Source organism: Bacteroides sp. (assembly GCF_052357945.1).
Classification (GTDB): Bacteria; Bacteroidota; Bacteroidia; order Bacteroidales; family Bacteroidaceae; genus Bacteroides.
Genome location: NZ_DAWCXD010000026.1, coordinates 33,614 through 46,930 on the forward strand (window position 1 = coordinate 33,614; position 13,317 = coordinate 46,930).

9 protein-coding genes are annotated in these 13,317 nt (G+C 46.2%); all 9 read right to left on the reverse strand.

Features of this window, described 5'->3' with window-relative positions; translation table 11 throughout:
* Window positions 1-187: 187 nt before the first annotated feature.
* The gene (locus ACT8YW_RS07755) at window positions 188-358 is read right to left on the reverse strand and encodes a hypothetical protein (protein WP_250714485.1); all 171 of its coding nucleotides are present in this window, start codon (window positions 356-358) and stop codon (window positions 188-190) included.
* A gap of 234 nt (window positions 359-592) precedes the next feature.
* The gene (locus tag ACT8YW_RS07760) at window positions 593-976 is read right to left on the reverse strand and encodes a hypothetical protein (protein WP_444104564.1); all 384 of its coding nucleotides are present in this window, start codon (window positions 974-976) and stop codon (window positions 593-595) included.
* A 302-nt stretch (window positions 977-1,278) separates the two neighbouring features.
* Window positions 1,279-2,223 (reverse strand): peroxiredoxin family protein, encoded by a 945-nt coding sequence (locus ACT8YW_RS07765; RefSeq protein ID WP_444104565.1) that lies wholly within the window; start codon window positions 2,221-2,223, stop codon window positions 1,279-1,281.
* Between the two features lie 388 nt (window positions 2,224-2,611).
* A complete protein-coding gene (locus ACT8YW_RS07770) occupies window positions 2,612-5,347 on the reverse strand; it encodes a BACON domain-containing protein (protein WP_444104566.1) in 2,736 nt (911 codons plus the stop codon).
* An 83-nt stretch (window positions 5,348-5,430) separates the two neighbouring features.
* Complete coding sequence (locus tag ACT8YW_RS07775; RefSeq protein ID WP_444104567.1) at window positions 5,431-7,791, reverse strand: hypothetical protein; 2,361 nt, start codon at window positions 7,789-7,791, stop codon at window positions 5,431-5,433.
* A gap of 47 nt (window positions 7,792-7,838) precedes the next feature.
* A complete protein-coding gene (locus ACT8YW_RS07780) occupies window positions 7,839-8,762 on the reverse strand; it encodes a FimB/Mfa2 family fimbrial subunit (RefSeq protein ID WP_444104568.1) in 924 nt (307 codons plus the stop codon).
* A gap of 238 nt (window positions 8,763-9,000) precedes the next feature.
* Window positions 9,001-10,161, reverse strand: coding sequence for a hypothetical protein (locus tag ACT8YW_RS07785; protein ID WP_250717455.1), 1,161 nt, complete (start codon window positions 10,159-10,161; stop codon window positions 9,001-9,003).
* Window positions 10,162-10,269: 108 nt separating this feature from the next.
* On the reverse strand, window positions 10,270-11,997 hold the full coding sequence (locus ACT8YW_RS07790) for a hypothetical protein (protein WP_444104569.1): 1,728 nt from the start codon (window positions 11,995-11,997) through the stop codon (window positions 10,270-10,272).
* 38 nt (window positions 11,998-12,035) lie between these two features.
* Complete coding sequence (locus ACT8YW_RS07795) at window positions 12,036-12,602, reverse strand: DUF3575 domain-containing protein (protein WP_004318675.1); 567 nt, start codon at window positions 12,600-12,602, stop codon at window positions 12,036-12,038.
* Between the last annotated feature and the right edge of the window lie 715 nt (window positions 12,603-13,317).

Here is a 13,317-nt window from a genome sequence, read left to right on the forward strand (position 1 = left end):
ACATAGAAATAGCATAAAGAAAATACCTCTTTTACTTGTTTTTTTAATAATGGACGTTTACTTCCATCTAATATCCTTTACTTGACCGTAAGCCCATAACAAGTCCAGCTTTTCTGTCAAGAACATGCAAGCGGGTTGTAACATTGCATTTTTATGTTCATAGTATATGTTTTAAGATATTGCATAACTAGTTAAAACGGATTTTAATATATTTTTTATTCAGTTTCACAGCAATCATAATCAAACCATCTTCCACAGGGCAAATATAGTCAAAAGTCACCAATGTTGTGTGATACTCTTCACCACTAATCCATGCCAGCATCGGACAGTCGATTCTTCTGTCGATGAATGCTACCATGTGGCTAATGATAATAAGATCTCGTAATTTATAATATTCATATATTCAATTCTTAATGTGTTTACATGTTTATTATCTATTTTTGCAAATAGATAATAAACATGTAAACAGACTTATACAAATTACTGTTTATCTGATCTTTTTTACAAGATTTACACCACAATGGAGTCTATGGTTTATAAAATGATATAAAATGAAAAATATTGTTTTATGAAAAGGCTTAATGTTACTGCACTAATATAAACTCACTGTGTCCGTTTGTTCCGGCTTTGTTTCTTTTTCCGCCTCTTCCATAACCCTTAGCATTTCTTGTTCGGGCATGAGCATCAGGTCAGGATATTTGTCCAGGATATATTCCACCAATGCCAATTCCTGCCTGTAAAGCATACTGAGAAGAACATATGGTTCATACGGTCGGGAACCGACCAGTCGTGCAATGAACTCGCTTCGCATGTCAGAGAATAACATAAGCCTTCTTCTGACTTCATTCATTTTGCGGATGTCCCGGTTACGCCAGACACGCCACCGGATCAAATAATAGAGCTGAATCCGTGAACAAAGCAGGGCTAGTTCAGTCTCAAGGATAGCCCTGTCATTTTTACTTGAAAAATCATTCATAGATGTATGCATTAAATGTTCATATTGAATTGTCGGCCAGTTTTCACTACCCGACAGTTATACAATTTCCTTACGAAATAGACTAACTGTTGGATAAGAGCAAGATCAGGGTAAGAAGGATTGACATAAGAAGTATGAGAAATCCTGGGGTATATTTACGCCTACGACGCGGTCTGTGACTTTCATAACTCCGGCGGGAGGCGTTCCAAGCTTTTCCGGGGACACGGTTATGCAGCCTGGGAATTCGTGTCAGAAAACAAAAAGTGTCTGTCATATGTGTCATGCTTTCGTTGGTTAACAGGTTAATGTATGCTTATCAGCCCTGTTTCCTCCAGTGTGTGATAGGAACCAGCAATCCGGCCGTCAGGGTTTACCACGACCAGAGTAGGCGTGGATGCCACACCGTAATTTTCGAAATCAGGACTGTAAAAGCCGAGAGAATCGTACCATTTCTCTGTCCACGGCAAGGAAGCGGCACGGGAAGAAAAGATATGCTCGTCTTCGTCGGAAGCAATAGACAGCACTCGCACTCCTCTGTCCTTCAAGGTAGTGTAAAACCCACAGAGGTCACGTAGGACAGCTTCACAGTTAGGGCAATCCGTTTCATAGAACAATAGTAAGGTAGGACCGCTTGCCACCAACGGTACTGTATGGGAGAGACGCGGGGCTTTTCTTCCTGCAAGCAGCAGACGGGTAAGCAGGCGGCGGGCAATGTCTCCCGGACAGGCGGGATCAACATCAATGCCCATAACGGCTGCCGCAGTAACAGCCGCTGCATCGTTCATACCTAGCTCCAGCAGTCGTCCGACCACGATGCGCAGCATCTCTTCCAGTTGCTTTTCCTTACCGGTGTCGAACAGGCGCACGGCAAGGCGCTTCGTGTCGGCAGCAATTTGTTCCGTAACAATGCTCCCTAATGTTGCCGAAGCCTCTGTCGTGCCTTTGCAGAAACAATAAGAGTTTACCCATGCATACAGATAATCACGCATCTGCAGTGAGGCCAACAGGCTGTCGGATGACAGTGTGTCCACCAGATAAAGTTGTTCTTGGCGGAGAGACGTCGTGTCATTTGACGCGAGGGCATACAGCAGACGCTCATGATGTCGTATGATTTCGGTCTGCCTTCCTGCCCTGCGGCAACTGCAGCAAAGCAGCAGAAAAAAGATTGCAGGAAAGATATATACTTTATTCATAACTCTTTTAACTTCATTATAGTTCACTAAAGTTTGAATTTTAAATACAGCCATGCCACCAATCTCATTCTATCTCCATCTCTTATCTCACTTTTCTCCTTTTGTTCTTTCATTCTTATATTTTTTGTTTAAGGTGGTTTATCCTCTTTTATTCTTATCTTCTTTTGTCTTTATCCCAATGGGTTGCCCACGGTCACTACTTGCGGATAATATTTAACTGGCTCTCCTTCCATCTGTGATTTCTGTTTCTTGGAGAATAATATAGTAATAAAATATTCAAGAATTAGACAATAGCTTACGTCTCTCGCCGGGCATGCCACAAATATACTCCTAAGAGGATGGAGAAGTCGGATTTTGACATGTCCTAATTCCGAGCTCGACGGCATCTAAGTAAGCTCTTGCCGGTATCTTTGTCGGAAACGAACGGGTGTTATCGGCTTAGTCATTGATCTTCTATACGGACACACCTGACTTGCAATTCGTTTTCAAGATAAACAAACAGTCCCTTTCCATTATAAATGGAGATGTTACTCCGTGGGACGTAACCTGTATTAAGATATGGTGTTTGCATAATATTTAAATTATTATAATAACTGGTTTCATAACGTAAATCCCCCTGCCTGCTATTATCGACTTTGAAAACATAAAAACATGTATTATCTACATGTACCCATGTATGGTTATTAGTAAGACTACCAACAACTGACCTCATAAATTTATCATGATTATAGTAATTTTTCATATCATTAACCGTTATTTTATTACTACTACTACCATAATACCATGGCATATCGCCATAATAGAATATTCTATCTGTGGTAGCACCCGACCACTGCCAATCTGATACTTTTAAGGCGGTTTTATTACCTAACTGTTCAATGTAATCACTATACCAATATGTTCCTCCAGTTATTTTATCTATTACTTGATAAGTCGTCAGTCTTTTGAACATACTTCCCATCATGCTAAGATAAAAATTATTATTTCTTTGGCTGGGATGTAAATAGTTTAAATAAAGTGGGCAAGGAATAAATTCTTGATATTGAATCAGAACCGGAATTTGAGACATGGTGACGTGTGCTTTCTTTGTTCCATCATGAGAAGGAACAGCTTGAGCGCCGCTATACATCGACGGGTCGCTGATAAGCTGTTTCGTCCAAAAGGCCTCTGCATTTTGTTCTATGTATTCATAACCGGACAATCCGCATATATACCCGTTTTGCCACGGTCGCATGGGATTCGTGTGATAGAATTTATTTGCACTGCGGCCGGGCCACGCCTGAACTGTATAAACATCATCGACAAAGGTAGGGAAATAAGCCCTTAATCCCGGTTCTCTCCATCTTTCATCAAACCATATGGCTTTGTCGGAAGCGGTATTCATCGCCTCTTTCAACAACTTAAAATCCGTGTAATTTGGTATTCTCCAACCTGCGGAGACGACTCCCGAAGAGGTCAAATCAGTTCCCTTGTAAAGATACCTATCTTTCACTTTCCCTGGCAGAGGAGGAAGTTTATAGCTTGGCGTTCCTTCACGCGAGTTTTCCAACATCCAGCACTGCCCGCCGAAACGGTGTGTGTAATAATCGTTGTTTCCGATGCGCATCTTTTTGGGCACACCATTCTTGCCACAGGCGTCGGGTTGCGAGAGATGAATCTTATAGGTCAGATTACCGGCCACGAGATTCATTGTTGCTGTACGATCTGTACGACCAGGGTTAACCCCACTAACAGTCAGTGTTACAGTTGCAGGTGTATTGTCACCTCCTGTGGTTTGTGAAAGACTGATCCAGTCAGGTTTACCTTCAATACGCCAGCCACCGGTATTCTCCGTACTCAAAGTAAGAAGCTGTGAACCTCCCGTTTCACCCGTTACATTAGGATCACCAGGAAATACAAACTCCCGTTTATCCACCGTCAGCCGTTTGTTACCGGGCACTATTACCTCCTCCTGCACCTCGTTCCATGGAACAATCTTACATTTGAGAGTGTAATTCCCTTTGAAAGCTTCATCAGGAGAAGGAGCACCGGGATTGTTGGGAATTTCTAAAATTTGTATCCGATATTCATAATTACGTTTCAGGTCAAAATACGTATTCGTATCATAATCCTTCAGGTCTATGCGATAATACCCATTGGCAGAATAATGCGGGTCATTGGATGAGCCATACACCACCAGACAACAGCCGTCCAATGCCGAACCGGAAGATATAGCGGAACTATTGTTCATCTCGAAAAGATAAATATATGTCTTCGATCCCGGAAAGAGTTGTTCCCATTCCTGCCAGGGCGGATTATCCAGATGTGTGCCTTGTGGTAAGACAGTTCCCGAAGCAGTCGGAATTGTCGGGGCAAATACAGTCTGTGCTGTAACATTAAAATTATCAGGAGAAATGCGCCCATTTGCACGGTAATTGTAAATAACAGGATGAGCTCTGATTACGAAAGAATCATATATGCCGCCCCCCCAATAAGGAGGAATCACGGCAGATACTTTATTCTCAATAGTCACTTTCACCAAAGAACGTATCATCGTCACTGTGGGAGCTGTCATTAAAGATTGTGCATAGGTTTCATTTATGGTTTGAACAGGCAATTCACCCCACATGGGCATACCCGACGTAAGATCGGGCATTTTATCTGATGTAGCAGGTAGCAACAGACGCCCCATCACTGTCTCTTTCTGTTCGCCATAAGCCGCGGGAAAAGCATCTATCTGCTGACGGACATTGGCAAGCACCACGAGCGTTTGTGCAGCAGCATCGGAAACCAAACGCACGCACACGGATTGAGTAGCGGCATCATATACGCCCTGTGCACGGTAAAAGAATGTACCTTTCTTTATATTCGTAGGATCTGCAGGATCAACCTTGAATGAAAGTACATCTACAGTATTGATACCATTTTCATCTATAGCACGTGTCAGCGGCGCACGCGTTTCGGAACTTTGCGAGGCGTTCATTTCGACGGCCGGTTTTGAAGCACCGGTTTTAAAGTTCAGGTAAATAACGGCTGTATGTCCGTTCGCTTGCGGCACCGACTGCTCCGCATCATCACTGCAAGCGGTCGGAAGGAGCGCTGCCATTGCAATCCACAGCACAGCTGAGGCATGTCGCCTCCACAGATATGCCACACGGGTGAAACCGGATAAACCGGAAGTCTGAAATCCTATATTCATTTTTCTTCTTTTTTTAGTAATATATCTATTTCTTATATCAACTTTCTTACAAACTAAATTGCATCGGTCATATACCGTCTTACTTATTTATCGGCGAACAGACGAACGGAAAACCCGTGGTGTTTAATGTCTCTGTCATTCGCGAACGCAGAGTACGAGTAGAAAGACACGTTCCAAGCATTGCCGAGGAGGCTGGGAAACTCCGTGCTCGACCAATACCGACCATATTCGCCTCGGGCTTCGAGATAACCACTCGAAATGAACGTTGGGAAGGAGATATAACCGGCAGCCGGAAAAATACGAACGACAGCCTCGGAAGTATGGCTATCCCACCAAGAATCATTATTGATAGTGCTAATGTTTCCTGTAAATGCGCTGCCCAAGTAAACACAATCCACTTTCAATAGGGAAGTAAAGTCATGGTTGGCAAACGAACCCACGCGGGTGTAACGGTAAGCACAAACCATATTATTATCAGTAGCAAGAGGGAAATCGGATAGGGAAGAATCATCGATAGGATTACCGGTACCTTGTTTGAAACGCAGAGCGTAACAAACACCGTTACCCGAAGAGAAATAATCGTTGGCGAAAGTTTTTTTGATGCCACCGAACTCAATAGCCTCGTTGACATTAGAGGTATTAGTAGGGGAATCATATTGGGTATTACCGCTGTAGGAGAAAACGCCCGTCAACTCCCAGCGGGAAGGCAGGTGGTAACCATAACCGGGATGCCCCGGTTTAAAAAAGACATCATCAAAGAGCCTCTTGGCATTTGGATTGTAAGTGCCATTATTCTCTCCTGTGAGCACGTACCAATTATAATAACCGGATTGGTCATTGCTATGGCTCGAAGCCCAACGAAGATTAGGGTCAGTCTGGGCTGCAGTGGGAGAAATACCCGGAGGATCGGAAGAAATGAAAGGAGAATTATAGGTAGAGCCACCGGCGAGGTTATATTCGGCAACATAATCCAAAGGCGTACCGATCTGCTTAATATTGATTTTAGTATAAAGTCGTCCAGCCCGTATCTCCAGATAACCATCCTTGAATCCCTTGCCATTCGTGATGGCCTGCAATTCCTCCGTAACCGGATTGGTGAGAGTGGCGCCAGCCGCCCCACTGTTTTGACTGGGTTTCAGCCATGAATTAGAAACTAAAATTGTTGTTCCGTCGGCATTATAGGCACCGGCCTTCCACCCACTGGGGTAATTGGTGCGCACAGAAAATTTGTTCTGTGTGCTTGTGGCATCGTGCTTGCCTTGAAGTGTCATCGCCGTTCGGGTCACTGCCAAGAAATGCCCCGATTCATTGAACGTTATATCTGTGAATGCGTCTATCACGATGGGCACTACTACGATGTTATGGTTGGTAAAGTTGTCCGGGCTGGTTACAGCCTCGTTCAAAGTGGCAAACCCCGGCCCTTTCACTTCCTTGATGGTGAAAATATAGCGGTGGTTGCGCAGAATGGGCATGTATTTACCCTTTTCGTAAGGACTCGTGCCACCGCCCTTGATACCGTCCCATGTATAATCCATTCGGTAGTAGTATTCTCTTCCTTGATAGGCAAGATTTATCACTATACAAGGACGGCTGCCGCCGGAGATAGCCGGCTGTTCATTCAAATAATAAGTGATGACATTCGGAGATGCGGTGTTTGCAGTTCCCTCAAGCGGGTGCCCGCCACTGACTGCTGGCTGCGATGTGGCAGGCAATGTGGGAGTCATGTATCCCGACTGTGAAGCGGTGGTATTGTATGTAGCAAGATCTACCCAAACGCGTCCGTTGCCTACGGAATTGACGAAGTAAACCTTTCCCGCAGCTGTCGTGGCTCCCGAAGTTGTAGGATTGATGATATCCACCTTCGCCAGCATGCGGATAAGCGGTATTTCCTGCGCAATGGTTTGCGACACACCGGCTTTCAGTTCAAAGCCTCCCGCCGGGGCATGCTCGCCGTACATGGGTATGTATGTGCCCGTACCTTCTTGTCCGAACCTACCCACGACTTCCACTTGCTTAAGAGCATCATAGGTGGAACCGGCTGTTATATTTGCCAGTTCTGTTTGGGCATTAGCTATGAGAGCTATACGTTTGTATCTGCCCGCAATAACGGGCACAGAGAAGTATTTCGTATCCGAAGAGCCTGAAAGTGTATGCAACGAGCTGCCCGGAATATCATATTTCACCTTGACTTTCTCCGTACCGCCTTCATCGGCAAACATCAGTACGGTAATCTCTGTTATCCCTTTCTCGTCTACACCACGAGTATTCGCCGCCCGGAAATCGGGAATCCTGACAGAAAGTGTCACTTCGGCCGTCTCACCTTTGCCGGACACGGGCGGAACAGGAAGAATGAGTTCGTCTTGCCGGCACGAAAGTACGAGCGGCAGTAATAACAGGACCGACAGCAGGTTGCGGAACGGTATGATGATTGAACTACTTGGCATAATATATTGTTTTATGATTTGCATTTCATGATTGACCGGTGCGTTTTTTACACTCCTCCGGGTTTTACATTCTGATTTTCCCAATTCCTGATCGTTATTTTCGCATGACCGTTTGTAAAGGTAATCTCGATAGGAATGGTTACTTCAATATCTTCCTCCATCGGTATGTGGTAGCGGGCAATAAGCCCTGCCAACGAAATCGGGGGCACGATATGGTTTCCCGTGGTGGGATCGATAATTTCCACCATGCCGGGGGTATCGGCCTTGAAACGGGGGATGTCAGTCGTGGCATTAGCATGGCGGTTGGTGACATCATATGCTACGGCAGGCTGGAATGTCTTGTTCCGGCTTACGGACTGGAGACGCCATGTGCCCGAGGTTTCGTCGAACACCGGTCGCAAGGCTGACTCCATGCCCGTGATGTGTACCACAGGCTGCACGCTCACACCATCAAGGTGAAGACTTACACGGATAGTGCCGGGGCTGAAATTGACAGTATGGTCTCCAGTCTCGTGCTCACTGACCGTAAGTGGCGTGACAGCGAAAAGAAGCCGATCAAGCGTGGGGATGGAAGCGGAAGTCTCCGCATGCGGGTGTGAGGCGGAAAGGTTCCTTATGGTTTCTCCTTCGGAAAAGCCGCCGAGCTTGGTCTGTGCATCCGAAGCATTCGCCCAGAGCACGACAGTGTAGTTTCCCTGCGGCAGATACATCTCAACACCCTGCAAACGGTCAAGTTCACTCTTCTCCAGCGTCTGCATATGCTCAATACTGCCATCGGGACGGTACACACACAGCCTCACCCTCTGAACACGCTCTCCGAAAAGGTCAGCGGCAGAGCCGCGAGGCTTGTAGGTAAATCGTAACAGGGTATCCAGAGGGCAGCCCTCCAGGGACTCCCTGATGCACCCCGACAAGACTAAGATTAAAATACCGGGAAGCATCAGGAAGCGTATAGCTTTATACAATTTCATGCGTAGTATCTTTTAGGTGAATAACTGTGGTTATGACTTTATATGAATATACGTGTTATGATTTAACAGGTTATAGAAATACAGGTCGTGAGGTCAGGGCAAAAGACACCCACGACCTGCTTACATTCCGCCGTGCGAGAGGAACTGGTGAACTAGTAAAATGAGCTAAAAATCTCCTCTACGCAAACGGACTTGTAAAAGAAACAAACAAATACAATATACCTTGATGGTATGACAGTTAGAGATTAGGCTTGACAGGAACGACCGTCCAGGCTTTTACCGTCACCTTCAACCAAACGCTGACAGCACTGGTATTAGGTATTGTGGAAAGGTTGCTCTCGTCAAATGTAAAGTCGGCTTTCGAGATAGTATAAATCTTTCCTTTTTCCAGTTCTACAATATTGCCACTGCCATCTTTGAATCCTCTCACGGTGATAAACTGGTCACCTGTGCCGAAATTCACGCTGCTGCCGGCCTTAGCAGCCAAATTACTCAACTTAAATACGAGCTGGAGTTGCTCGTTCGCGTCAGTACTGTTACCGTTAGGAACAACTTGATATGCCCAACGTTGCCCTGCAGTTGGCGGAATGACTTCCTTTGGGGTACCTGTAGCAGCGACGGCAGACTGGTCAAAGAGTTTTCCAGCGTTAGCAGGGGTGTAAAGTCCCTGTCCTTGAGCATAGGCAGCAGGAGTAGCACCATATTGTACTTTCGTTCCCACAACGGTACCGGCCAGGTTGAACTTTTCAAAGAAGTTATTCACATAGATTCCTTCCAGCGTAAAACCATCCACCGCACTGGAGGCCGTAGTCGCCAGACCTTCGATTTCGACACGTGCCACGGCAGGACCGATTTCCACTTCGGCATACTTGTCACCGTCCGTTATTCCAGGGGCATAAGGCAGGGCCGGACTACCGGTAGTCCATGTCTGCAGGGGTTTGTCATCGCCGCTCAACACCACATCCGCAACTGCAGACTGGCTTGTGATTTCCAGTTGTACAGCTTTCAATGCAGCTACGGTTCCACCTGTAGGCAATGAAGTTCCGGCAGGAATATTACCACATACCGTTACAGTGGTAGCCGCCGCGGGTACATCCGTTATTTGGGTACCGGTAGTCAGATTCGCAATCGTGATGGGAGTGGTTGTAGTCGCGTTCACATATTTCAGAATGCTGGTCCCGTCATGGAAGTATACATGCAGATTACTTACCGTAGCAACCGTTCCCGAGGCTACAGGAGACTCGGTCGATCTCGTCAGCGTCGGCAACTCCAGCTTCATGAATACGCTTCTCGCTTCCCCGTTCTTTACGTCAGGCACTTCGATGTCATCGTTACTGCACGCGGTGAATGCTGCAGCCATAGCAACCATTGTAAACACGCTTAACAAACTTTTTTTCATAATCATTGTAATTAAATTGTTAATAAAAAAATAAACACTAATAAAACACTTGTTAATATTTAATTCGTACTTATACTTTTTTTCCTGTTTTGTTCTTTCTACTTTTTACTATTTCCCTTCCGCTATCCTGTCCAGTTCCATACGGAGCCCGAAGAACTTGGGAATGAGGTCCGACAGTTCCGGATCCAGGGGAATACGCAGGACAAGATTGGGATTCATGCGGCAGGCCGCAAGCATATGTTCCACTGCTAAGTAATCATCGCCCTGCCGGGCGCTTACCACGGCATGCAGGTATTCCTTGCGGGAATCTACGGGTAACTGGTCTAAAAGGGCGGAAGCCTCTTTATGATACCCGAGCTGTGTCAGGCAAAGGGCGGTGTTATAGTCAGGCCGTTTTTCCAATATCGGCAAGGCTTGCCGGTATTGTCGCTCTGAAAGGAGCCGCAAGGCTTCGGCATACTCTTCTCCCTGCGGAGTATATACGGGACCGCTTGCCGCAAGAGAGTCTGTCTCCGCAGAAGCTATGACATATTGGTCCAGAGCGGAACGGTCAACCAGGTCGCTAAGCGAGGCCACAATGAAGAGCAGCGTGTCCGAGGCGGCAGGCCGCCATGTGCTGCGGTCGGTGGCTTCCACGATAGACTCTAGCCGCACACGGAGCTTTTTCATTCCATCGGTGACAGGTAGAGAATATACATAGTTGTAGATATAATCATGTCCGGAAACTGAATCCGAATTCTGGCGGACCATCACGGAGTCGATATAGGGGAAGGGAATCATACGCCGGCGGATTTCATCACGGTTACGGTCATTCATCTCATTTTCGGCAATCTGGTCGTAGAAATAACGGTGGCGGGAGATGTCCATCGAATCGGTGGCGGTGAGGACATAGTTGTGTATGTCGGACAGGCTGCGCCCCCCGTTATAAAGGTCACGGAATTTCGAAGGTACACGATCGGCGGTAAGCTCGCGTTCCAGCCGGTACATCGGCCAAAAGGAGGCCGTACGATGATATTTACGGTCATAGGAGGCCCACAACCCGAGCGTGTCACGACCAGCCACATAGCGCCGTACGCTTTCTTCGATCCGCTTGCGCTCCAGGCGGTGACGGAGTGTCGCACGGTTGGCCTGCGTACGCGTGTTCCAGAAATTCTGGCGTTCAAGGGCAAGGCGTTTCCACTTCTCGTAGGCAAGCTGACGGTCGCGCTCCTTGCCGTAAAGTTCATAGAAGAACCTCTGCCGGCGGGCGATATCCTTATTGATGCCTTTACGGTCAAGATACACACTATCATAAGCCGAAGGATCGACAATTCCATTAAGAAACAGCCTGTACGCCTTATAGTCCGCTTCCTGCATGCGGGTAAAGGAAGAACCGGAAAGCACAACAGGTGGTAGCGGGAAGCCTGAACTGTCAGAGGTGCAGAGCATCGGGGTGAGTGTGACACGCCAGCAACTGTCAATCAGGAGGGAAGGGACATGGATATTGAATTCCAAACGCACGGAACCTTCCCGCATGGTGACCTGCTTGACGACCGTGCGTGCAGCGACGATGTCAACACCGCCCAGGTGTATGGTTTTCCATACGTCATCCGTACTGTCGGAGACCTCTTCGAACTCACCGGGAAGAGTGTCCGAAGAAGTGGTGAACCCCACCTGTTCGGCAAGCACTCCGGAAGGTGCGCTCTCCTCGTGGGGAAGAAAAATATTAGGACGGCCGGACTGCATAAACAGCCGCATAGTCCGCGGTTCGCGGGAAGTGGAACAGGACACGGCCAGTAACACTCCCGCGCAGAAAGCGGCGGCCGTTATGTGGGATTTGAGATACTTATTCATCATTCAACTTTTTATATCTTGTTTCAACAGATAAGATGGTTTCAGAAAAGATAAACCAGATTAACGGCGGTACGTGTGGGTGTCACATAGACACCGGAGCCCTTGCCGGTACGCTTACCGCAGTTCACGCAACGGTAACGTTCCCAGTCGGCCCAGACAACACCGAGACCCAGTTCGAACTCCAGGTTCCAGCGACGCGAAAGGGGGCGCACCAGCCCCGCAGAAAGCCCGCCGCCGAAAGCTGTGCCTTCGTAACGGTAGCGATGTCCGAACAGGCCACCCGCATTATATATGGAGAACACACCGTGGAGCCCGATAAAACAACCCCTTCCGTAAGTTTCGCGCATCCAATAACGCACACCAGGCTGGACTGTGAAGTTTTTAAGCTTGCCGTCATCCCAAAGACGGAAAGGATTGTACTGTACGGGAAGATGGGCGGACCAATGCGTGGAAAAAGCCATGGAACCCTCCACATTCAGATTCCCTGTACCTAAACCCACCAGATTGGTTCTGACAGAATAAAACTGCGCGGAAACCTTGTCTGAATACACAAGGCAGGCCAAGACACAGGCAAAACATAAAAAGTACTTTTTTCTATTCAAATTCATAATTCAAACTAGGATAACTCAAACTTTAAGTGGATAAACAAAACATGCACCCAAAGTAAACGGATGAAAAGCTGTGTCATCATAATAAGACTGTTCTTATTCTACGTGCAACCTGTAAAAATGAAGTATTTTAATGAACAAGAAACAGTTTTATATTATCACATCTGTTTTGTTTTTCCTGGTTGCAAAAGTAATAATAACACATAAATCACGAGTTACAAAATGAAACCACAAATCTAACGTCCGCATTGCATAAAACATTATAATACAGAAACATAAAGACTTCGTTCTTCTTATTTTTCTAACACGACGCTAACAGATGATTTACAACCTTAAAAAATATAGGGCAATCAATAAGTTTCTGACAATTGACTGGAATAGTAACAGATATTATAATGAAAGCATCTTCATACTTTCCAGACATACCTCCCAGGAGAATTAAACCTGTTATGGCTTACCTCCATGACAAAACCATTCTACAATTACATTATTCCGGTATTATGGCAAAAACAATCTGAACATATTCTAGATTTAATTACCGGATGATGCATTAGTCATTGGAACCTAGTATAAAGTTGAAATACCTATCCCAGAAGGCTTAAGAATAATTCTTTATTAGCTGTTTCCGTAGATTTAATACGTGATTTGAGCCGTGACTTGCGAGCATATACGTTAGCCACCGTATCCTTCATGAATAAGCTAATTACTTGTGGTG